The following is a 23,960-nucleotide window of genomic DNA, read 5'->3' as shown; positions in this document are numbered from 1 at the left end:
TGAGCATTGGCAGGCTAATTTCAGACTAAAACGACGGGAAGTGAATCGATATTGTTTATGTATGAGTTACGTTATTTTCTTACGTGAATGCGATTACACTCACAAGATTCCCGCCAAAAACACTCTTCATTAACGTTTTAAGAACATTTTCCACAACAAAAAAGGGTTTCCTGCCATAATATCCGCCTCTTTGTGACAGGAGTCGCAGCGTATTCGGTTACCCGTGATTTTCCCGGATGCGTAAATCTATGAGCCTTGTCGCGGTTAGCAATCCCTAAAAAACCTTACTATTCCAGGTAATACATATTGGCTAAGGAGCAGTGAAATGCGTGTGAACAACAGTTTAACCCCGCAAGATCTCAAGGCTTATGGTATCAATGACGTTCAGGATATCGTTTACAATCCAGACTACGACACACTTTTCCAGGAGGAACTCGATCCTTCCCTGCAAGGTTATGAGCGTGGCGTGTTAACGAACCTGGGCGCCGTTGCCGTTGATACCGGTATCTTTACCGGACGTTCGCCAAAGGATAAGTACATTGTCCGTGACGACACTACGCGCGACACGCTCTGGTGGTCCGACAAAGGTAAAGGTAAGAACGACAACAAACCGCTCTCCCCGGAAACCTGGCAGCATCTGAAAGGATTAGTCACCCAGCAGCTTTCCGGCAAGCGCCTGTTTATCATTGATGCATTCTGCGGCGCTAACGCCGATACCCGTCTTTCCGTACGCTTCATTACCGAAGTGGCCTGGCAGGCGCATTTTGTCAAAAACATGTTCATCCGCCCAAGCGACGAAGAGCTGGTTGATTTCAAACCGGATTTCATCGTGATGAACGGCGCTAAGTGCACCAACCCACAATGGAAAGAGCAGGGTCTGAACTCTGAAAACTTCGTGGCTTTCAACCTGACTGAGCGTATTCAGCTGATTGGCGGCACCTGGTACGGCGGCGAAATGAAGAAAGGGATGTTCTCCGTAATGAACTACCTGCTGCCGCTGCAAGGCATTGCCTCCATGCACTGCTCGGCAAACGTCGGGGAAAAAGGTGATGTGGCGGTCTTCTTTGGCCTGTCCGGCACCGGTAAAACCACACTGTCCACCGACCCGAAACGCCGCCTGATTGGCGATGACGAACACGGCTGGGATGACGACGGCGTGTTTAACTTTGAAGGCGGTTGCTACGCGAAGACCATCAAGCTGTCTAAAGACGCCGAGCCGGAAATTTACAACGCGATCCGTCGTGACGCACTACTGGAAAACGTCACCGTGCGAGAAGATGGTTCCATCGACTTCGACGACGGTTCCAAGACCGAAAACACCCGTGTGTCCTACCCGATTTATCACATCGATAATATCGTTAAGCCGGTCTCAAAAGCGGGTCATGCCACTAAAGTAATCTTTCTGACCGCCGATGCGTTTGGCGTACTGCCACCGGTTTCTCGCCTGACGGCGGACCAAACCCAGTACCACTTCCTGTCTGGCTTCACCGCCAAACTGGCCGGTACCGAACGTGGCGTCACCGAACCCACCCCAACCTTCTCCGCCTGCTTTGGCGCAGCTTTCCTGTCGCTGCACCCAACACAGTACGCAGAAGTACTGGTAAAACGCATGCAAGCGGCAGGTGCGCAGGCATATCTGGTTAACACTGGCTGGAACGGTACTGGTAAGCGTATCTCTATCAAAGATACTCGCGCGATTATCGATGCCATTCTGAACGGCTCGCTGGATGATGCGGAAACGTTCCGTCTGCCGATGTTTGACCTCGCTATCCCGACCGAGCTGCCTGGCGTGGATACGCGCATTCTCGATCCGCGTAATACCTACGCGTCTCCGGAACAATGGCAAGAAAAAGCCAACGCGCTGGCGAAACTGTTTATCGAAAACTTCGAGAAATACACCGACACCCCTGCGGGTGAAGCACTGGTTAGCGCCGGACCGAAGCTGTAACAAGAAGCTGTAACAAAAAGTGTCGGATGGTGGTTGCCACATATCCGGCCTACCGCAACAAAAAGGGAGGCATTTCGCCTCCCTTTCTTATACGTCTTTCGAGATACCCTGCGCGCGAGTGAAAGGAACCGGAAGCCAGGCGCGAATTGACAACCCGCCCCGTTCACTGGTGCCAATCTCCAGCATGCCATTATGGTTATCGACAATACGTTGCACAATCGCCAGACCCAGCCCCGTGCCGCTGGTACTACGCGCACTGTCGCCACGGACAAATGGCTGGAACAGATGTTTACGCTGCTCCGGCTTGATGCCCGGGCCATCATCTTCCACCTGGAACCAGGCGCGATGCGTCTCCGTACCGCTACTGACCTTAATCCAGCCGTTGCCGTAGCGGGCGGCGTTAACCACCATATTAGCAACCGCACGCTTGATCGACAGCGGGTGCATTTTCACCTGAATGCTGCCCGGCTGCAGCGCCGTTTCGATTTCACGTTCATAACCGCTTTCCGCCGCGACCACTTCGCCTAACACCGAGTTCAGATCCGCCATCTCCATCGGCATCTCCTGACCGGTGCGCAGGTAATCGATAAACTGCTCGATAATGGCGTTACACTCTTCAATGTCCTTATTGATGGACTCCGCGAGATAACCGTCCTCTTCGCCCATCATCTCCGTCGCCAGACGAATACGCGTCAGCGGAGTACGTAAATCGTGGCTCACACCCGCCATTAACAGCGTACGGTCATCGGCCAGTTGCTTCACACCTGCGGCCATATGGTTAAAGGCTCGGGTTACGGAGCGCACCTCTGAGGCGCCATACTCGCGCAACGGCGGTGGAATGATACCTTTCCCCACTTGCAGTGCCGCATGTTCAAGATCCACCAACGGTCGGTTCTGAATACGAATGAACAGCCACGCCCCGCCAATAGCCAGCAGCATAATCGCCAGCGTATAGCGGAATAGCGGTGAGAAATCACCCTGATGGATTTCCGTAAGCGGTACGCGAACCCAGATATTGGGCGACAGCCAGGTTTTCAGCCACACGACAGGCGAGCTTTTGTTTACTTCAACGCGCACTTCCGTCGGGCCACCCAATTGCTGCGCCATCTGATGGCTTAAGAATTCATAGTGTTGCGCCCAACGCAGCCCGGCTTCTTCAGCGGCCTCGTTGGAATAGAGGGAAATACCCAGCTCACGATAAATTTCCCGGCGGAATGCGGGCGGCACCACCAGTTGCGTACCGTCCTCCAGCTGTAGTTTATCGGTCATCAGCATACGAACTTCGTAGGCCAGGACCTTATTAAACTGCTGAAGGCTCGGCAGAATCGCGAAGTTCAGCACTACCAGGTAGGTCGTCACCAGGCTGGCAAACAGCAAGGTGACGATAAGCAATAACGTGCGGGCAAATGAACTTCGTGGCGAGAAGCGCATTCGCCTCATGCTTTAGAACCGTCCGGAACAAAGACGTAGCCCAGACCCCATACGGTCTGAATATAGCGCGGATGCGCCGGATCTTCTTCCACCATACGACGCAGACGAGAAATCTGGACGTCGATGGAACGCTCCATCGCCGAGTATTCACGACCTCGGGCCAGGTTCATTAACTTGTCGCGGGACAGCGGCTCACGCGGATGGCTGACCAGTGCTTTCAGCACCGCAAACTCACCGCTGGTGAGCGGCATAGGCTCATCTTCACGGAACATTTCACGCGTACCGAGGTTCAGTTTGAACTTACCAAACGCAATAACCGCTTCTTCCTGGGAAGGCGCTCCCGGCAGTTCGTTCGCCTGACGACGCAGTACAGCGCGAATACGCGCCAACAGTTCACGCGGGTTAAACGGTTTCGGAATGTAATCGTCAGCGCCGATTTCCAGTCCTACAATACGGTCCACTTCTTCGCCCTTCGCCGTAACCATAATGATCGGCATCGGGTTGCTTTGGCTGCGCAGGCGACGGCAAATAGACAGGCCATCTTCTCCCGGCAGCATTAAATCCAGCACCATCAGGTGGAAAGACTCACGGGTCAGCAGACGATCCATCTGCTCAGCGTTTGCGACGCTTCGAACCTGGAAGCCCTGCTCGGTCAGATAACGCTCCAGAAGCGCACGTAAGCGCATGTCGTCATCGACCACCAGAATCTTATAGTTCTCTTGCATTGTTATTACTCCCAAAGGTTCGCAACAATTAAGTGTATATTCTTAAGAAAGCTCACGTGAGTCACCAGCGAATTCTGGTATTAATTCCAGGCTAAATTGTTACAAAGCATATTAAACAGCAGCTTAAGTATACAATGTTTCTCGCAATACATTATTTATTCTGTTGATATGCTCACGTAATACTAATTGTGCGCATCATCACAGAGTCGAAGGTAAAACAATAAGATGAAAACGCCCCTGATAACCCGTGAAGGGTATGAAAAACTCAAACAAGAGCTGAATTATCTCTGGCGTGAAGAGCGCCCGGAAGTCACCAAAAAGGTTACCTGGGCTGCAAGTCTGGGTGACCGCAGCGAAAATGCCGACTACCAGTATAATAAAAAGCGCCTGCGTGAGATCGATCGCCGCGTCCGATATTTGACGAAGTGCATGGAGAATCTGAAAATCGTCGATTACTCCCCACAGCAGGAGGGTAAAGTCTTCTTTGGCGCATGGGTTGAGATTGAAAATGACGATGGCGACATCCGCAAATTCCGCATTGTCGGTTACGACGAGATCTTCGGCCGGAAAGATTACATCTCTATCGACTCGCCAATGGCGCGGGCGCTGCTGAAAAAAGAGGTCGGCGATCTTGCTGTGGTAAACACTCCAGGCGGAGAAGCCAGCTGGTACGTGAACGAGATTGAATACGTTAAGTGAGACCGGAACAATCCGAAGCCCCGGTAGATGACTGGCATTTTTGCCAGTCAATCCGTATAACTATCCCCTGATTTTTTATCCTATAGACGAAGCTATCCATGATGAATGATTCTTTCTGCCGCATTATCGCAGGTGAAATTCAGGCTCGTGCTGAACAGGTAGAAGCTGCCGTTCGCCTGCTTGACGAAGGGAACACCGTGCCGTTTATCGCACGTTATCGTAAGGAAATCACCGGCGGTCTGGATGATACGCAACTGCGTAATCTGGAAACCCGTCTGGGATATCTGCGTGAACTGGAAGACCGCCGTCAGGCAATCCTGAAATCTATCGGCGAGCAAGGCAAACTGACCGACGATCTGGCGAAAGCGATCAACGGCACGTTAAGTAAGACCGAACTCGAAGATCTCTATCTGCCGTACAAACCTAAGCGTCGCACCCGTGGGCAAATCGCCATTGAAGCAGGCCTTGAGCCGCTGGCTGACCTGCTGTGGAACGAACCGTCCCACGACCCGGAAACCGAAGCCGCAAAGTATCTCAACGCCGAAAACGGCGTGGCGGATACCAAAGCCGCCCTCGACGGCGCACGCTATATTCTGATGGAACGCTTTGCTGAAGACGCTGCACTGCTGGCGAAAGTACGTGATTACTTGTGGAAAAACGCCCATCTGGTCTCCACTGTGGTAAGCGGAAAAGAAGAGGAAGGCGCGAAGTTCCGCGACTACTTCGATCATCACGAACCGATCTCTACCGTGCCATCCCACCGTGCGCTGGCCATGTTCCGTGGCCGTAACGAAGGTGTGCTACAGCTTTCGCTGAATGCCGATCCGCAATTCGATGAGCCGCCAAAAGAAAGCCACGGCGAACAGATTATCCAGGACCACCTGGGATTACGCCTGAACAACGCACCTGCCGACAGCTGGCGTAAAGGCGTGGTCAGTTGGACCTGGCGTATTAAGGTGCTGATGCACCTCGAAACCGAGCTGATGGGCACCGTGCGTGAGCGCGCCGAAGACGAAGCTATTAACGTCTTCGCCCGTAATCTGCACGATCTGCTGATGGCCGCGCCTGCGGGTCTGCGTGCCACCATGGGACTCGATCCCGGCCTGCGTACCGGTGTGAAGGTGGCAGTTGTTGACGGCACCGGCAAGCTGGTCGCGACCGACACCATTTATCCACACACCGGTCAGGCCGCCAAAGCTGCCGTTGCGGTGGCGACGCTGTGCGAAAAATACCACGTTGAGCTGGTAGCGATTGGTAACGGCACGGCGTCACGCGAAACCGAGCGTTTCTTCCTCGACATGCAGAAACAGTTCCCGAAAGTCACCGCGCAGAAAGTGATCGTCAGCGAAGCCGGGGCATCGGTTTACTCAGCTTCCGAGCTGGCGGCGCAGGAGTTCCCGGATCTCGACGTTTCATTGCGTGGCGCGGTGTCCATCGCCCGTCGTCTGCAGGATCCACTTGCAGAGTTGGTGAAAATCGATCCTAAATCGATCGGCGTGGGCCAATATCAGCACGACGTTAGCCAGACGCAGCTGGCACGTAAGCTGGATGCGGTGGTGGAAGACTGCGTGAACGCCGTCGGCGTCGATCTCAATACCGCCTCCGTACCGTTGTTAACCCGCGTTGCCGGTCTGACGCGCATGATGGCGCAAAACATCGTCGCCTGGCGCGATGAGAACGGTCAGTTCCAGAACCGTCAGCAGTTGCTGAAAGTCAGCCGTCTGGGGCCTAAAGCCTTTGAACAATGCGCGGGCTTCCTGCGTATCAATCATGGCGATAACCCACTGGATGCCTCCACCGTTCACCCGGAAGCCTACCCGATTGTGGAACGCATTCTGGCCGCCACCGAGCAATCGTTGCGTGACCTGATGGGTAATAGCAACGAACTGCGCAATCTGAAAGCTGCCGATTTTACCGATGAACGTTTCGGGGTGCCGACCGTCACCGACATCATTAAAGAGCTGGAAAAACCGGGCCGCGACCCGCGTCCTGAATTTAAAACCGCACAGTTTGCTGATGGCGTAGAAACCATGAATGACCTGCTGCCGGGGATGATTCTGGAAGGGGCAGTCACCAACGTCACCAACTTCGGCGCGTTTGTTGATATTGGTGTTCATCAGGACGGTCTGGTGCATATCTCTTCATTGTCGAATAAGTTCGTCGACGATCCGCACACCGTGGTGAAAGCGGGCGATATTGTGAAGGTGAAAGTGCTGGAAGTTGACCTGCAACGCAAGCGTATCGCGCTGACCATGCGTTTGGACGAGCAACCGGGTGAAACCAATGCGCGTCGCGGCGGTGGGAACAACGATCGCGCTCAGGCTAATCGCTCGGCCCCCAAAGCCGCGAAACCTCGCGGTCGTGACGCACAGCCTGCGGGCAACAGCGCCATGATGGATGCGCTGGCGGCGGCAATGGGTAAAAAACGCTAAGTTTGGATCGTGTGCCGGATGGCGGTGTAAACCTCTGTCCGGCATATTTAATATATTATTTTCTCTTCCCTCCTTATATTTATCATTTCGTTAACAAATAAAACCTTAATTACACATTAAGAAAGTCAATAATGACACTGCAGAAACATTCATTCCAAAGCGGAATAAATGTTGAGAAATATCAAAATTGGCTCAAATTATTGTTCAATTCTACATTCCGTCACATTTATTCTATTGATGATAGAAACCATTCTCATTATCATTGTTCTGTTGATTATTTACTCTTTCCTTACGTTGGCTAATCATCTGGTCTCATGCCGCCCTGTCGCCCCATGAGGTAATCATCCAGTTAGCGAGATATAAGTAGGTCCCTATGCAATTCACTCCTGACAGTGCGTGGAAAATTACCGGTTTTGCCCGTGAAATCAGCCCGGCTTATCGTCAGAAACTGTTGTCACTTGGCATGCTGCCCGGCTCCTCCTTCAACGTGGTACGCGTCGCCCCGCTCGGCGATCCTATCCATATCGAAACGCGTCGTGTAAGTCTGGTATTGCGTAAGAAAGATCTGGCGTTATTAGAAGTGGAAGCGGTTTCCTGTTAATACAGTGAGTCTATAAAAATGAAAAAACTAACCATTGGTTTAATTGGTAATCCTAATTCCGGCAAGACAACCTTATTCAACCAGCTCACCGGCGCGCGCCAGCGTGTAGGTAACTGGGCTGGCGTTACCGTTGAGCGTAAAGAAGGTCATTTCGCCACAACGGACCATCAGGTCACGCTGGTGGATTTACCCGGCACCTATTCTCTGACGACAATCTCATCTCAGACTTCTCTCGATGAGCAGATTGCCTGTCACTATATTTTGAGCGGCGACGCAGATCTGTTGATCAACGTGGTCGATGCGTCAAACCTTGAACGCAATCTCTACCTGACGTTGCAACTGCTTGAGCTGGGCATCCCCTGCATCGTCGCGTTGAATATGCTGGATATCGCTGAAAAGCAGCAAATCCGTATCGATATAGACGCCCTCTCAGCGCGTCTTGGCTGCCCGGTGGTTCCGCTGGTTTCCACCCGCGCCCGCGGCATAGAAGCGCTGAAGCTGGCGATCGACCGCTACAAAGAAAACGACACCGTCGAGCTGGTCCATTATGCCCAGCCGCTGCTGCAGGAAGCGGACTCTCTCGCCGACGCGATGGCCAAAGATATGCCGCTACAACAGCGCCGCTGGCTGGGCCTGCAGATGCTGGAAGGCGATATCTACAGCCGCGCCTACGCGGGTGATGCCGCGCAAAATCTCGATGCCTCCATCGCACGCCTGAGCGAAACAATGGACGATCCGGCGCTGCATATCGCCGATGCGCGCTATCAGTGCATTGCCGCTATCTGCGATACCGTCAGCAATACCTTGACGGCAGAGCCAAGCCGATTCACCACCGCGGTAGATAAAATCGTTCTCAACCGCTTCCTCGGGCTGCCGATTTTCCTGTTCGTGATGTACCTGATGTTCCTGCTCGCCATTAACATTGGCGGCGCGCTGCAACCGTTGTTTGACGTCGGCTCCGTAGCGCTCTTTATCCATGGTATTCAGTGGATTGGCTACACGCTGCACTTCCCGGACTGGCTCACTATCTTCCTGGCCCAGGGGCTTGGCGGCGGGATTAACACCGTGCTGCCGCTGGTACCGCAAATCGGCATGATGTACCTGTTCCTCTCCTTCCTTGAAGACTCCGGTTACATGGCGCGCGCCGCGTTTGTGATGGACCGTCTGATGCAGGCGCTGGGACTGCCGGGCAAGTCGTTCGTCCCGCTGATCGTCGGCTTTGGCTGTAACGTACCGTCAGTGATGGGCGCACGTACGCTGGACGCCCCGCGTGAGCGTCTGATGACCATCATGATGGCGCCGTTTATGTCCTGCGGCGCACGTCTGGCGATTTTCGCCGTCTTTGCCGCGGCGTTCTTTGGTCAGAACGGCGCACTGGCGGTCTTCTCGCTGTACGTACTGGGTATCGTGATGGCGGTGTTGACGGGCCTGATGCTCAAACACACCATTATGCGTGGTGAAGCAACGCCGTTCGTGATGGAGCTGCCGGTATACCACGTGCCGCACATCAAGAGTCTGATCATTCAGACCTGGCAACGCCTGAAAGGCTTCGTTCTGCGTGCGGGTAAAGTCATCATCATCGTCAGCATTTTCCTCAGCGCGTTTAACAGTTTCTCACTGAGCGGGAAAATCGTCGATAACATCAACGACTCTGCTCTGGCCTCCGTTAGCCGTGTTATTACTCCCGTGTTTAAACCGATTGGCGTTCACGAAGATAACTGGCAGGCAACCGTAGGTTTGTTCACCGGCGCGATGGCAAAAGAAGTGGTCGTTGGTACGCTGAACACGCTCTATACCGCAGAAAACATTCAGGAAGAAGAGTTCAATCCGGCAGATTTCCACCTCGGTGACGAGCTGCTCGGCGCAGTGGATGAAACCTGGCAAAGCCTGAAAGACACCTTCAGCCTGAGCGTACTGGCTAACCCTATCGAAGCCAGCAAGGGCGACGGTGAAATGGCTACCGGCGCAATGGGCGTGATGGGCGAGAAATTTGGCAGCGCCGCCGCCGCGTACAGCTACCTGATCTTTGTTTTGCTGTATGTGCCGTGCATTTCAGTGATGGGCGCTATCGCACGTGAATCCAGCCGTGGCTGGATGGGCTTCTCGATTCTGTGGGGCCTGAATATTGCCTACTCTCTGTCGACGCTGTTTTATCAGACGGTCAGCTACAAAGAGCACCCGACCTACAGTCTGGTGTGCATTTTAGCGGTCATCCTGTTTAACATCGTGTTACTGGGCCTGCTGCGTCGAGCTCGTAGCCGCGTGGACCTCGCCCTGCTGGCAACCAACAGAACGGCGAGTTCCTGCTGTTCCAGCACAACTGGCGATTGCCACTAAGGTTATCGACAATGGCATCACTAATTCAGGTTCGTGATTTATTGGCTTTGCGGGGGCGCATGGAGGCAACACAAATTAGCCACACGCTACATACCCCACAGCCTATGATTGACGCCATGCTGAATCAGTTAGAAAAAATGGGCAAAGCGGTGCGGATTCAGGAGGATGCCGACGGGTGTCTTTCCGGAAGCTGCAAAAGTTGCCCGGAAGGTAAAGCCTGCCTGCGCGAATGGTGGGCCTTGCGTTAATTTGCCGCTCCTGCCGGATGGCGCTACGCTAATCCGGCCTACAAAAAACTGCAAATGTTCAGGCCGGATAACTCGTTTATGCAGATATCCGTTACTTTAGAAACAATTCAGTTTCTGTTTTAACGCCACCAGCGCTGCGCAAAACTCGGCAGGATGCGAGATAAACGGTGCATGCGCCGCTTTGGCAAACACCAACGACTCGCTCTGTGGCCACAGGGCATCGAGCATCGGGACGACTTTGCGCGGAACCAGTCCATCGAGATAGCCGTACAACCGCAGGAAAGGCATTTCCACCGAGCACAATGGCTCACGCAAATCGACCGTTTTCAGGATCTCCAGCCCGCCATTAAGTACCTCAACATCCGGCATGGGTAAAGCCAGTACCGTTTTCTTCAGCGCTCGCGCATCCTGACGGGCGGTTTCCGTGCCCATCGTTTGCAACGCCAAAAAACGCTCCACCGTACGCTGGAAATCTTCACTCAGTTGCTGCTGGAAACCGGCCAGCACTTCTGGCTTGATGCCCGGCCACTCCTCACGCGCGCTAAAGCAAGGGGATGACGCCACGGTCACCAACGCCTGAACACGCTCAGAATGAGTTAACGCCACCTGGCTTGCAACCAACCCCCCCAGACTCCAGCCGAGCCAGATAGCGTTCTCCGGCGCCTGTTTTAATACCCGCTCAGCCATCTCTTCCAGCGACATCGCGCCGAAACCCTGGCTGCGGCCAAATCCCGGTAAGTCGACAAGATGCAGCGTGAAATGCGAGCTCAGTTCCTCGCTTATGCAATGCCACACTTGCGCATTCAGTCCCCATCCGTGCAGCAGCACAAGATGGCAATTTCCCGAACCCTGGGTCTGCCACCAGATGTCATTCATCAGTTATTGTTCTCTTTTAGCCTAACAGGATGTTTCTATGCTAACAGTACCGGGATTGTGCTGGCTATGCCGAATGCCCCTGACGTTAGGGCATTGGGGGATCTGTTCAGTCTGCGCACGGGCAACGCGTCAGCACGTCAGCCTTTGCCCTCAATGCGGACTCCCTGCCGCCCACGCCGTCGTTCCCTGCGGACGTTGCTTGCAAAAACCCCCACCGTGGCAGCGCCTGGTCACCATCAGCGACTATCTTCCGCCGTTGAGCGGACTTATCCACCAGTTCAAGTTTTCGCGACGCAGTGAAATGGCCTCCGCCCTTTCACGTTTGCTGTTGCTGGAGGTATTACAGGCCCGGCGCGTCAGCGGTCTTCCCCTGCCAGACAGGCTCGTCAGCGTCCCGCTCTGGCAACGACGGCACTGGCGCAGGGGGTTTAATCAGAGCGAATTGCTGTGTCGCCCACTGGCGCACTGGCTGGGTTGCGACTGGGACAGCCGGACCATCTCGCGGGTTCGGGCAACCGCCACGCAGCACCATCTCAGCGCCCGATTGCGTAAACGTAACCTGAAAAACGCCTTTCGCCTTGAATTGCCGGTGCAGGGACTCCATATGGTTATTGTGGATGATGTCGTCACTACCGGAAGTACCGTCGCGGAAATCGCGCAGCTGCTTTTACGCAACGGCGCCGCGACTGTCCAGGTATGGTGCCTGTGTCGAACCTTGTAGAGCCTCGATGATGGGCGTATTATAACCAAGTAAAATAGTCAACTATTAGGCCATTACTATGATCCATATTTCCGATGCTGCACAAGCGCACTTTGCCAAACTGCTGGCAAATCAGGAAGAAGGGACACAAATCCGCGTATTTGTGATTAATCCCGGCACGCCTAACGCTGAATGCGGCGTTTCTTATTGTCCGCCGGACGCCGTGGAAGCAACCGACACCGCCATTAAATTTGACCTGCTGACCGCATATGTTGATGAACTGAGCGCACCGTATCTGGAAGATGCAGAAATCGATTTCGTTACCGACCAGTTAGGTTCCCAGCTGACGCTGAAGGCACCAAACGCCAAAATGCGTAAAGTGGCCGATGATGCACCGCTGATGGAACGCGTGGAGTACATGCTGCAATCACAGATCAATCCACAGCTGGCAGGCCATGGCGGTCGCGTCTCACTGATGGAAATCACCGATGAAGGCTACGCCATTCTGCAGTTTGGCGGCGGCTGTAACGGCTGTTCAATGGTCGATGTGACGCTGAAAGAAGGTATAGAGAAGCAGCTGCTGGCTGAATTCCCTGAACTGAAAGGCGTTCGCGATTTAACCGAACACCAGCGTGGCGAACACTCTTACTACTAAGCCCGTCTGTATTTGCCCGGTAGCCTAATCCCTGCCGGGTCGAAAATTCTTCGCATATCTCCTGCAACAATCTTCCTCATAATTTGACCAGCCTCTCATAATTTAAATTTTGCCTGCCCAGGTGATTTTCAAGCGCCATATGTTACCCGTATCATTCGTATCAGCACCTAACACACACATAATAGTCCGCTAAACTGATTAGTTTTGCAGGCAACCAGCATTGGTGCTGAGAATACTCTGTTCCCGGTCGGGACAATCGGAATTTGTCATCTAAACACTGACGTTACCCATAACAAAGTTAAGGCCAGGTAAATCATGCCATTAGTCATCGTTGCTATCGGTGTAATCTTGTTACTCCTCCTGATGATCCGTTTCAAAATGAACGGTTTCATCGCTCTCGTCCTGGTGGCGCTTGCTGTCGGATTGATGCAAGGGATGCCACTGGATAAAGTCATCGGTTCGATTAAAGCCGGCGTCGGCGGAACCCTTGGCAGCCTCGCCCTGATTATGGGTTTTGGCGCCATGCTGGGCAAAATGCTGGCGGACTGCGGCGGCGCACAGCGCATCGCAACCACCCTGATTGCTAAATTCGGCAAAAAACATATTCAGTGGGCGGTGGTATTAACCGGCTTCACCGTTGGTTTTGCCTTGTTCTACGAAGTTGGTTTCGTACTGATGCTGCCGCTGGTGTTCACCATTGCCGCAGCTGCCAACATCCCGCTGTTGTACGTTGGCGTGCCGATGGCTGCGGCGCTGTCCGTAACGCACGGCTTCCTGCCACCGCACCCGGGTCCGACGGCTATCGCCACTATTTTCCATGCAGATATGGGCAAAACCCTGCTGTTTGGTACGATTCTGGCAATCCCGACCGTTATTCTCGCCGGTCCGGTATACGCACGTTTCCTGAAAGGTATCGACAAGCCGATCCCGGAAGGTCTGTACAGCGCAAAAACCTTCACTGAAGAAGAGATGCCTGGCTTTGGCGTCAGCGTCTGGACCTCTCTGGTACCGGTGATCCTGATGGCGATGCGTGCCGTGGCGGAGATGATTCTGCCGAAAGGTCATGCTTTCCTGACGGTTGCAGAATTCCTCGGTGACCCGGTTATGGCAACGCTTATCGCGGTGCTGATTGCGATGTTCACGTTTGGTCTGAACCGTGGACGTTCGATGGATCAGATTAACGACACGCTGGTGTCCTCAATCAAAATCATTGCGATGATGCTGTTGATCATCGGCGGCGGCGGTGCCTTCAAACAGGTCCTGGTTGATAGCGGCGTGGACAAATACATTGCATCAATGATGCACGGCTCTAACGTGTCTCCACTTCTGATGGCATGGTCTATCGCGGCGGTCCTGCGTATCGCACTGGGTTCTGCAACTGTTGCAGCAATCACCGCAGGCGGGATTGTGGCACCACTGATTGCAACGACCGGCGTAAGCCCTGAGCTAATGGTTATTGCGGTGGGTTCCGGTTCGGTCATCTTCTCCCACGTGAACGATCCAGGCTTCTGGCTGTTCAAGGAGTACTTCAACCTGACTATCGGTGAAACCATCAAGTCATGGTCAATGCTGGAAACCATTATCTCCGTCTGCGGCCTGGTAGGGTGTCTGCTGCTGGGTATGGTAGTTTAACAACACACGTTTCAGACAAAAAAAGCCGGGGAATCCCCGGCTTTTTTACTTCTTCTTCGCGGCCGCTTTTCGCCGCTTATCCAAATCCTTAATCAGCTTGTTCACTCTCTCATCGGCAAACATCTGCTCCAGCGTGGCGGTGAGCTTACGCCGCCAGTTTTTGTACTGGTCGCTGGTCCCCGGAATGTTGACCGGTTCAGCCATATCCAACCAGTCTTCCGGTTGTAGGCCCAGCAGCGCACTGTTGCTGTCAGCGATGTAGCGTTGCATGCCGCGATTAAGAATCGGCGTCATCGACATCAGTGACGCCTTGTGACCAGCACGTTTTGGCAAACAGCCGTACTTGTGCAACGCGTCCAGCAGCCCCTGCTTCGCCAGTTCTCGGTCCTGATACAACCCACGCAGCACAACCTCATCCGGGTACAGGCCCAGCGCCTTACCCAGCGTCAGATCGCCGCTATCCCAATAACCTTTAAGCGTAGGAAGGTCATGCGTCGCCGCGACTGCCATTGATTGTTCCGGGTACGCTTTCGGCGCACGGAAGTTTTTCTCATGGTCATTCTCAAAATAAAGCACTTTATAGGAGTACACGCCGCTGTCGCGCAGCTTGCTGACGATTTCTACCGGCACGGTACCCAGATCCTCACCAATTACCATGCAATGATGACGTTTACTTTCCAGCGCCAGAATTGAAAGCAGGTCATCGACCGGATAGTGCACGTAAGCGCCGTGATCGGCAGTTTCACCGTAGGGGATCCACCACAGACGCAGCATCGACATAACATGGTCGATACGCAGCGCGCCGCAGTTCTGCATATTGGCGCGCAGCAGTTCGATAAACGGTTCGTAGGCGCGTGCCGTGATGATGTGCGGATCCATCGGCGGCAGCCCCCAGTTTTGCCCGAGCGGACCGAGAATATCCGGCGGAGCGCCAACCGAGGCTTTCAGGCAATACAGCTCGCGGTCGCACCAGGTTTCCGCCCCGCCTTCGGCCACACCAACCGCCAGATCGCGATACAGTCCAATCGGCATCGCAAAACTTTGGCTGGTTTTCCAGCAGTCAGCAAACTGGGTATACGCCAACCACTGTAACCACAGATAGAAATCCACATCGTCACGATGTGCTTCGCAGAAGCGTTTTACTTCCGGTGAGTCCACCGACTGGAGTGCCTGCGGCCACACCGGCCAGCCCCAGCGCAATGCATCCTCTTGCACCTGATGCGCATGCAGCGCGTCAAAGGCTGCCTGCCAGTACAGGCTATATCCCTCCCGAGTGACAAACTGGCGAAATGCCGCCATCTGCTCATCGTCACGTGCAGAGAAATTTTTCCATGCCATACGTAACGCGGTCATCTTCAGGACGGTAACGGTAGAGTAATCAACCCATTCACTATCGCGCGCGCGTTGCAGCGCTTGCTGAGTCGCGGGTTTCTGCCACCAGGCCTGCGCCTCTTTACTCAGGCGGAAATCATCTACTGCGTTAACATCAATATAAATAACGTTCAGCCAGCGACGTGACGACGGGCTGTACGGGCTGGCGCTCTCCGGGTTCGCCGGGTACAGCGCATGAATCGGATTGAGCCCGATAAACGCGCCGCCGCGTTGCGCCACATCCACCAGCATGGCGCGCAAATCGCCAAAGTCGCCAATCCCCCAGTTTTTTTCTGAACGCAAGGTGTAGAGCTGAACGCATGCGCCCCACAGCTTCTGCCCGGCTAACAGCGCCTGCGGTTCATAACAGCGTTTTGGCGCCACGATGACGCGACAATGGCTACGCAGCTCACCCTGGGTCAAGGTCAGCGTGTGATATCCCTCCGGCAGCCTGGCCGGAAGGTTGAAAGATTTACCACCGACGGCATGCCCTTTGTGCTGCACGCCCTCTTCGGTAGTCAGCAGCCAGGTAAACTCTCCGCTTCCCTCAACCGCCAGCGGCATTTTCTTACCGGCGGTATAAACCATGACATTCGGCACTGGGGTCACCGCCACCGGAGTGGCGGCGGTGGTGCGATGCATGGCGTCAAGCAAACGCCGCTTGGTTTCGGTACCAATAGACTGCGGTTTACCGTGGGCATTAATGTAATTGGGGCTGATCCCCGCCGCCAGCGCGGCATTATCCAGACGTTTGCTTTCCATCGCAATTCCTTAACGTTTCGCCTGCCAGATACGCGCCTGATAATCGCGGATGGAGCGATCTGAACTGAACATGCCGCAACGGGCAGTATTCAGAATCGCCGCCCGGGTCCAGGCTTCCTGGTCACGATACAACACGTCAACCTGCTTCTGCGCTTCAACGTAAGCCGCGAAGTCTGCCATCACCAGATACGGGTCACCGCCCTGCTTGCCGATACTGTGCAGCATCTGGTCAAAAGCATGTTTGTCGCCGTCGCTGTATTTCCCGCTTTCCAGCTCTTTCAGGACCGCATCCAGTACTTTGTCTTTCTTACGCCATTTCACCGGATCGTAACCTTTGGCCTTGAGCGCCTTCACCTCTTCCACAGTATGACCAAAGATAAAGATATTCTCGTCGCCCACTTTTTCGGCGATTTCGACGTTTGCACCATCCAGCGTACCGACGGTTAAGGCACCGTTCAGCGCCAGCTTCATGTTGCCGGTGCCGGAAGCCTCTTTCCCTGCTGTTGAGATCTGCTCGGAGATATCCGCCGCCGGGATCAGCATTTCCGCCGCCGAGACACAATAATCCGGCAGGAACACGACTTTCAGCTTGTCACCCACTTGCGGGTCGTTATTGATGGTTTCCGCCACCTTATTGATGGCGAAGATGATATTTTTCGCCAGGTAGTAACCCGGCGCGGCTTTCGCGCCAAACAGGAATACGCGCGGCACGCGATCGGCCTGCGGGTTCTCACGAATTTCTTTGTACAACGCCAGAATATGCAGCAGGTTCAGGTGCTGACGCTTGTACTCATGCAGGCGTTTGATCTGAATATCAAAAATCGCGTTAGTCGTTATTTCAATACCGGTACGCGCTTTAATAAACTTCACCAGACGCGCTTTGTTCGCCAGCTTGATGTCACGATACTGCTGACGGAACTTCGCGTCGTCGGCGTATTTTTCCAGATTAATCAGCTGGTCGAGATCGTTGGCCCACTCTTTTTTCAGCGATTTATCCAACAGCGCGGCAAGCGCCGGGTTGCACTGCTTAATCCAGCGACGTGGGGTAATCCCATTAGTGACGTTGTGGAATTTGTTCGGCCACAGTTGGTGATATTCCGGGAACAGATCTTTCACCACCAGATCGGAGTGCAGTGCCGCCACACCGTTAACCGCAAAGCCGCTGACCACACACATGTTGGCCATGCGCACCTGTTTGTTATGTACCACCGCCAGCTTCGCCCAGACTTCAGCATCACCCGGCCAGGTTTTATCGACCAACATCTTAAAGCGGTCGTTAATCTCTTTGATGATTTGCATATGGCGCGGCAGTAGCGCTTTCACCAGCTTCTCGTCCCAGCACTCCAGCGCCTCTGGCATCAGAGTATGGTTGGTATAAGCAAAGGTTTTGCTGGTGATGGCCCACGCATCGTCCCAGCTCATCTGGTGCTCATCAATCAGTACACGCAACAGCTCGGGAATAGCGATGGTCGGGTGAGTATCGTTGAGCTGGATAACTTCAAAATCAGCCAGCTCATGAAGTTTACGCCCAGCCAGATGATGGCGGCGCAGAATATCGGCTACGGAGCAGGCGCACTGGAAGTACTGCTGCATCAGGCGCAGCTTTTTACCTGCCGTGTGGTTGTCGTTAGGATACAGCACTTTGGTCAGTTTTTCGGCGTCGATACCCTGCTGCTCTGCGCGCAGGAAATCACCGTCGTTGAATTTTGTCAGGTTAAACGGATGCGCGTGGCTGGCCTGCCACAAACGCAGCGGCTGCGCCACGCCATTACGGTAGCCGAGAACCGGTAGATCCCAGGCCTGACCGGTGATGATGAATCCCGGCTCCCAGTGGCCTTGTTTGCTGACCTTGCCGCCAATCCCTACCTGCACATCCAGCGCTTCGTTGTGACGGAACCACGGATAGCTGCCGCGATGCCAGTCGTCCGGGGCTTCCATCTGCTGCCCATCGGCAAAGGACTGACGGAACAGGCCGTATTGATAGTTGAGGCCATAACCCGTCGCCGACTGGCCGACAGTCGCCATCGAATCGAGGAAGCAGGCTGCCAGACGCCCCAACCCACCGTTACCCAACGCCGGATCGATCTCTTCTTCAAGCAGATCGGTCAGGTTGACGTCATGCGCTTTAAGCTCATCGCTCACCCCCTGATACCAGCCGAGGTTGAGTAAGTTGTTGCCGGTCAGACGGCCAATCAAAAACTCCATCGAGATGTAGTTAACATGACGCTGGTTTTTTGCCGGCTTAGCCGCAGGCTGGGCGCTGAGTAACTCAGCCAACGCCCCACTCACTGCCTGCCACCACTGGCGTGACGTCATTTCTTGAGCCGACAGTAAACCGAAGCGCTGCCACTGACGCGTCAGGGCAGCCTGAAATTGATCTTTATTGAAAGTAGGCTGTGACATAGGGGTTCCAGATCCTTAGGTAATAAAACAACGTTATCGCTAGTTTGCCTGGCTCGTTGTTGACATTCCTCATCCTGGCACGGATTAGGCAGGGAGGAGGAGCGGGGATGAGCATAAAAGTGTGATCGACACCGCTTAAAGGGAAGCGTAATCACCCATGGGCCACGGCGTCCCCCTTATTACCGGGCAATTAATCGACAATATCAAATAGAGGGGTGACGATGGGAAACAATGTGTAAACAGAGAAATAGTTTCTAACCTGAAACACCTGTGATGAATAAGATGATTCACATAAAAACTTTAAATCGGCCACAAAATTCGGACATTTTTATTAACCCACCGAATAACCTTGCAAAGAGATGGGGTTTTTACGCATCGTAAAAATCGCGACGGATCCAGTCACCACGCCTGTTGCGACTCTTTAAAGTAATTATTGCAATAGATGTATAGATTTGTGACATAGTGCAAAATCAGACACACAAAAAGGCCGCTTAGCTTGCATAAAACATTAATCTGGCCGACCTTATACCCATTAATTACGAAGCGCAAAAAAAATCATTCTTCCCCCATGTTCACACAGTGAAGTGACAAACATATGTTGATTCCGTCTAAATTAAGTCGTCCGGTTCGACTCGACCATACGGTGGTCCGCGAGCGCCTGTTGGCTAAACTTTCCGGCGTGAATAATTTCAGGCTTGCCCTGATAACAAGTCCCGCTGGCTATGGAAAAACGACGCTGGTCTCACAATGGGCAGCGGGGAAGAACGACTTAGGCTGGTACTCACTGGATGAAGGCGATAATCAACAAGAGCGTTTTGCCAGCTATCTGATCGCCGCTATTCAGCAGGCAACCGGTGGACACTGCACCACCAGCGAAGCGATGGTGCAAAAGCGCCAATACGCCAGTCTGACGTCACTGTTTGCACAGCTATTTATTGAACTGGCCGAGTGGCATCGCCCACTCTACCTGGTGGTGGACGATTATCATCTGATCTCCAACCCAGCTATCCACGAAGCGATGCGTTTCTTCCTGCGTCACCAGCCTGAAAATCTCACGCTGGTCGTGTTGTCGCGCAATCTCCCACAGTTGGGCATTGCCAACCTGCGAGTACGCGATCAGTTGCTGGAGATAGGCAGCCAGCAACTGGCGTTTAACCACCAGGAAGCCAAACAATTTTTCGATCGCCGTTTGTCTTCTCCTATCGAAGCAGCGGAAAGCAGTCGAATGTGCGACGACGTTGCGGGCTGGGCCACGGCGTTACAGCTGATTGCCCTCTCCGCCCGCCAGAACAACCATTCTGCACACCAGTCCGCACGCCGCCTCGCGGGGATAAACGCCAGCCATTTGTCCGATTATCTGGTTGATGAAGTGCTGGACAGCGTTGACCTCGGCACCCGTCACTTCCTGCTGAAAAGCGCCATTCTGCGCTCCATGAACGACGCGCTGATCGTCCGGGTTACCGGGGAAGAAAATGGCCAGATGCGGCTGGAGGAGATCGAGCGCCAGGGATTATTTCTGCAGCGGATGGATGACGTCGGTGAATGGTTCAGCTATCACCCGCTGTTTGGCAGCTTTTTACGTCAACGCTGTCAGTGGGAACTGGCGAGCGAACTGCCCGAAATACACCGCGCGGCTGCTGAAAGCTGGATGGCGCAAGGTTTTCCCAGCGAAGCTATCCACCATGCGCTGGCGGCAGGCGATGCCCATATGCTGCGCGATATCCTGCTTAACCATGCGTGGGGACTGTTTAACCACAGTGAGCTGACGCTACTGGAAGAATCCCTGAAAGCGCTGCCATGGGAAAGCCTGCTGGAAAATCCGCGTCTGGTTCTGCTGCAAGCGTGGCTGATGCAAAGCCAGCACCGCTACAGCGAGGTGAATACCCTGCTGGCACGCGCTGAGCAGGAAATGAAAGGCGACATGGAGCCGACGCTGCATGCCGAATTTAACGCCCTGCGAGCGCAGGTCGCGATTAACGACGGAAATCCTGATGAAGCCGAGCGTCTGGCGAAACTGGCACTGGATGAGCTACCCATCGCCTGGTTCTACAGCCGAATCGTCGCCACCTCGGTGCACGGCGAAGTTCTGCACTGTAAGGGCGACCTCACGCGTTCTCTGGCGTTGATGCAGCAAACCGAACAAATGGCGCGCCATCATGACGTCTGGCATTACGCCCTGTGGAGTCTTATTCAGCAAAGTGAAATCTTGTTTGCCCAGGGCTTTTTGCAGGCCGCCTGGGAAATCCAGGAAAAAGCGTTCCAGTTGATCAAAGAGCAGCATCTCGAACAGCTACCGATGCACGAGTTCCTGGTGCGCATCCGTGCGCAGCTCCTGTGGGCATGGGCGCGCCTGGACGAAGCGGAAGCGTCTGCCCGCTCGGGTATTGAACTGCTTTCCACTTTCCAGCCGCAGCAGCAGCTACAGTGCCTGGCACTGCTGGTTCAGTGTTCGCTGGCGCGGGGCGATCTGGACAACGCGCGTAGCCTGCTCAACCGTCTGGAAAACCTGCTGGGTAATGGCCACTATCACAGCGACTGGATCTCGAACGCTGATAAAGTCCGGGTGATTTACTGGCAAATGGTCGGCGACAAAAATTCAGCCGCCAACTGGCTGCGCCACACGCCGAAACCGGAATTCGCCAATAACCACTTCCTGCAAGGCCAATGGCGCAACATCGCCCGCGCGCAGATCCTGCTGGGCGAATTTGAACCGGCTGAGATTGTGCTGGAAGAGTTGAATGAAAATGCGCGCAATCTGCGCCTGATGAGCGATCTGAACCGCAACCTGCTACTGCTTAATCAGTTGTACTGGCAGGCAGGGCGCAAAAATGACGCACAGCGCGTGTTACTCGACGCGTTACAGCTGGCGAACCGCACCGGGTTTATCAGTCACTTTGTTATCGAAGGTGAGGCTATGGCGCAGCAACTGCGTCAGCTGATTCAGCTCAATACGCTGCCGGAACTCGATCAGCATCGCGCCCAACGCATTTTGCGTGAGATTAACCAGCACCATCGCCATAAATTCGCCCACTTCGATGAAGGGTTCGTTGAGCGTCTGCTTACGCACCCGGAAGTACCGGAGCTTATCCGCACCAGCCCGCTGACCCAGCGCGAATGGCAAGTTTTGGGACTGATTTATTCGGGCTACAGCAACGAGCAGATCGCCGGAGAGCTGGCCGTCGCGGCAACGACTATCAAGACGCACATCCGCAATTTGTACCAAAAGCTCGGCGTCGCACATCGCCAGGATGCAGTGCAACATGCGCAGAAGCTGCTGAAGATGATGGGATATGGGGTGTAGTGAGAGCCTGACGAGCGATGCTAATCAGGCCTGTAATTAACTTAGCACAGCTCTAACTGAATATGATGGTCAGCGATCACCTGCATCACGCCTGCGGGCGGTAGCGTGTCAGTATACACCGCATCCACCATGCTGATACTGCCCATATTCACCATCGCGTTACGACCAAACTTCGAGTGATCCACCACCAGCATCACATGGCGTGAATTCTCAATAATCGCGCGTTTGGTGCGGACTTCGTGATAATCAAATTCCAGCAGGGAACCATCGCTGTCGATGCCGCTGATGCCTAAAATGCCGAAATCCAGACGGAACTGAGAAATAAAGTCGAGGGTCGCTTCGCCCATAATACCGCCGTCACGGCTACGCAGTTCGCCACCCGCCAGAATAATACGGAAATCCTCTTTCGCCATCAGGGTATTCGCCACATTGAGGTTGTTGGTCACAATGCGTAAATTGCTGTGACTGAGCAGCGCGTGGGCCACCGCTTCCGGGGTAGTGCCGATATCAATAAATAGCGTCGAGCCGTTCGGGATCTGCGTGGCGACTTTGCGGGCAATGCGCTCTTTTTCAGCCGTCTGCGTCGCTTTACGGTCATGCCACGGGGTATTGACCGAGCTGGATGGCAGCGCCGCGCCGCCGTGATGTCGCAAAATCATATTCTGATCGGCCAGATCGTTGAGATCGCGGCGAATCGTCTGTGGGCTGACGGAAAAATGCTCCACCAGCTCCTCGGTGCTGACGTATCCTTGTTTCTTTACCAGTTCGATGATCGCGTCATGTCGTTGTGTTTGTTTCATTATAGTTCCCTGAAAATATAGAATTCGTCTATCAGGCGTTATCGTTGCAGGCCGTCTGGGCATGGCCAGCGCGCAGAAACCGCAGCGTACTTACGGTACGTGAGGATTTTGAGCACTGCCCTGGCTCATACAGGCAAATAAGATTACCTACAGGCGAATTTCTACGTTCGTTTTCGCACATGAATAGTATCAGCAAACGCCATTGCCAGACCCACGGCCAGCCCGGCGATATGTGCGCCATTCGCCATCGACATACCGAACACATCAAACCAGCCGGCAACAATCCAGATCAAAGCAAAGATAATCAAACCACGCTGCAGGAAAATACCGCTTTGCGGATCGCGCTCGCCGCGCAACCACACGTAGCCCATCAGCGCATATACCACGCCAGACAACCCACCAAACCACGGGCCGCTAAACTTCTGCTGAACATACCCGCTCAGCAGGGCGCTAATCACGGTAATGACTATCAGTTTTCCGCTACCCAGACGTTTTTCCACCGCGCCGCCGAGATACCACCACCACAGCAGGTTGAACAGAATATGCATCAGCGAGAAGTGCATAAAAGCGTGGGTGAAATAACGCCAGAATTCAAATTTCAGCGAAGGATCAAACGGCCATGCCAGCCAGAGCATTACCGCCTGGTCGCCCAGCGCGTTCATCGCGATAAACACCAGCACGCATGCGGCCATCACTATCCAGGTTACCGGGCCTGCACGTTCGCGCAATGTGGCAAGGAAAGGATAACGCTGATAGCGTAAACCGCTGTCGGTCTGACCCGACTGCCAGCTTGCCGCGAGGTAACGCGGGTCGCCCGGGTTCTCCAGAAATTGCGCCAGTTCGGCGCGTACGCGCTCGGCCTGGGACTCATCCGCCAGCCAGACATCCGTTTGCTGATGTTGTTGAATTGTCAGGATAACGCCCTGTGTCGCCATATAATCAACAAATGCCTGCGCCACGCGGGGGTTAGCAAAAGAGGTAATCATCAACATGGTTGCTGTCGCTTATTCCACACAAAAGAGGACAGTATATAGACCCT

Annotated in this window: 17 protein-coding genes; 10 read left to right on the top strand and 7 right to left on the bottom strand. The window is 54.0% G+C overall.

Going from position 1 to position 23,960, the window contains the following annotated elements:
* Positions 1-325: 325 nt before the first annotated feature.
* Positions 326-1,948: a phosphoenolpyruvate carboxykinase (ATP) gene (pckA, locus tag NMD08_RS01730; protein ID WP_151216860.1), complete on the top strand. Its 1,623-nt coding sequence runs from the start codon at positions 326-328 to the stop codon at positions 1,946-1,948.
* A gap of 87 nt (positions 1,949-2,035) precedes the next feature.
* Here the strand turns inward: pckA and envZ are convergent, their stop codons facing one another.
* Positions 2,036-3,388: a two-component system sensor histidine kinase EnvZ gene (gene envZ / locus NMD08_RS01725; protein ID WP_151216861.1), complete on the bottom strand. Its 1,353-nt coding sequence runs from the start codon at positions 3,386-3,388 to the stop codon at positions 2,036-2,038.
* Positions 3,385-4,104, bottom strand: a complete 720-nt coding sequence (gene ompR, locus NMD08_RS01720) for a two-component system response regulator OmpR (RefSeq protein WP_001157751.1) — start codon at positions 4,102-4,104, stop codon at positions 3,385-3,387. Before ompR ends, envZ begins: the two co-directional genes overlap by 4 nt.
* 225 nt (positions 4,105-4,329) lie before the next feature.
* Here ompR and greB point away from each other — a divergent pair, with 225 nt between their 5' ends.
* The 5 genes from greB (at position 4,330) to feoC (ending at position 10,421) form a co-directional block, all read left to right on the top strand.
* On the top strand, positions 4,330-4,803 hold the full coding sequence (greB, locus tag NMD08_RS01715) for a transcription elongation factor GreB (RefSeq protein ID WP_003023524.1): 474 nt from the start codon (positions 4,330-4,332) through the stop codon (positions 4,801-4,803).
* A 98-nt stretch (positions 4,804-4,901) separates the two neighbouring features.
* Positions 4,902-7,235 (top strand): Tex family protein, encoded by a 2,334-nt coding sequence (locus NMD08_RS01710; RefSeq protein ID WP_151224128.1) that lies wholly within the window; start codon positions 4,902-4,904, stop codon positions 7,233-7,235.
* Positions 7,236-7,608: 373 nt separating this feature from the next.
* Complete coding sequence (gene feoA, locus NMD08_RS01705; protein WP_003023519.1) at positions 7,609-7,836, top strand: ferrous iron transporter A; 228 nt, start codon at positions 7,609-7,611, stop codon at positions 7,834-7,836.
* Positions 7,837-7,854: 18 nt separating this feature from the next.
* Positions 7,855-10,173 (top strand): Fe(2+) transporter permease subunit FeoB, encoded by a 2,319-nt coding sequence (feoB, locus tag NMD08_RS01700; protein WP_151216862.1) that lies wholly within the window; start codon positions 7,855-7,857, stop codon positions 10,171-10,173.
* 11 nt (positions 10,174-10,184) lie between these two features.
* Positions 10,185-10,421, top strand: coding sequence for a [Fe-S]-dependent transcriptional repressor FeoC (gene feoC / locus NMD08_RS01695; protein WP_003023516.1), 237 nt, complete (start codon positions 10,185-10,187; stop codon positions 10,419-10,421).
* 96 nt (positions 10,422-10,517) lie between these two features.
* Here the strand turns inward: feoC and bioH are convergent, their stop codons facing one another.
* A complete protein-coding gene (bioH, locus tag NMD08_RS01690; RefSeq protein WP_151216863.1) occupies positions 10,518-11,297 on the bottom strand; it encodes a pimeloyl-ACP methyl ester esterase BioH in 780 nt (259 codons plus the stop codon).
* 37 nt (positions 11,298-11,334) lie between these two features.
* Between bioH and gntX the strand changes: the two genes are divergently transcribed.
* The 3 genes from gntX (at position 11,335) to gntT (ending at position 14,284) form a co-directional block, all read left to right on the top strand.
* Positions 11,335-12,018 carry a DNA utilization protein GntX gene (gene gntX / locus NMD08_RS01685; RefSeq protein ID WP_151216864.1) on the top strand — a complete coding sequence of 228 codons (684 nt, stop codon included), beginning with the start codon at positions 11,335-11,337 and terminating at the stop codon, positions 12,016-12,018.
* Positions 12,019-12,076: 58 nt separating this feature from the next.
* Positions 12,077-12,652, top strand: a complete 576-nt coding sequence (nfuA, locus tag NMD08_RS01680) for a Fe-S biogenesis protein NfuA (protein ID WP_003023509.1) — start codon at positions 12,077-12,079, stop codon at positions 12,650-12,652.
* Positions 12,653-12,967: 315 nt separating this feature from the next.
* The gene (gene gntT / locus NMD08_RS01675; protein WP_003023507.1) at positions 12,968-14,284 is read left to right on the top strand and encodes a gluconate transporter; all 1,317 of its coding nucleotides are present in this window, start codon (positions 12,968-12,970) and stop codon (positions 14,282-14,284) included.
* Positions 14,285-14,329: 45 nt separating this feature from the next.
* Here gntT and malQ read toward each other — a convergent pair whose 3' ends face one another.
* Together malQ and malP are read right to left on the bottom strand one after the other, a co-directional pair.
* The gene (gene malQ / locus NMD08_RS01670) at positions 14,330-16,417 is read right to left on the bottom strand and encodes a 4-alpha-glucanotransferase (protein WP_278238695.1); all 2,088 of its coding nucleotides are present in this window, start codon (positions 16,415-16,417) and stop codon (positions 14,330-14,332) included.
* A gap of 9 nt (positions 16,418-16,426) precedes the next feature.
* A complete protein-coding gene (gene malP / locus NMD08_RS01665; protein WP_187259968.1) occupies positions 16,427-18,820 on the bottom strand; it encodes a maltodextrin phosphorylase in 2,394 nt (797 codons plus the stop codon).
* Between the two features lie 595 nt (positions 18,821-19,415).
* On the opposite strand from malP, the gene malT reads away from it, so the two are divergent.
* Positions 19,416-22,121, top strand: coding sequence for an HTH-type transcriptional regulator MalT (malT, locus tag NMD08_RS01660; RefSeq protein WP_151216867.1), 2,706 nt, complete (start codon positions 19,416-19,418; stop codon positions 22,119-22,121).
* A 41-nt stretch (positions 22,122-22,162) separates the two neighbouring features.
* Here malT and NMD08_RS01655 read toward each other — a convergent pair whose 3' ends face one another.
* The gene (locus tag NMD08_RS01655; protein ID WP_151216868.1) at positions 22,163-22,921 is read right to left on the bottom strand and encodes a DeoR/GlpR family transcriptional regulator; all 759 of its coding nucleotides are present in this window, start codon (positions 22,919-22,921) and stop codon (positions 22,163-22,165) included.
* A gap of 161 nt (positions 22,922-23,082) precedes the next feature.
* Positions 23,083-23,913 (bottom strand): rhomboid family intramembrane serine protease GlpG, encoded by an 831-nt coding sequence (gene glpG / locus NMD08_RS01650; protein WP_278238696.1) that lies wholly within the window; start codon positions 23,911-23,913, stop codon positions 23,083-23,085.
* Positions 23,914-23,960: the final 47 nt, after the last annotated feature.

This window comes from Citrobacter meridianamericanus (assembly GCF_041320245.1).
GTDB classification, from domain to species: Bacteria; Pseudomonadota; Gammaproteobacteria; order Enterobacterales; family Enterobacteriaceae; genus Citrobacter; species Citrobacter meridianamericanus.
This window is presented reverse-complemented; position numbering and strand designations above follow the sequence as displayed.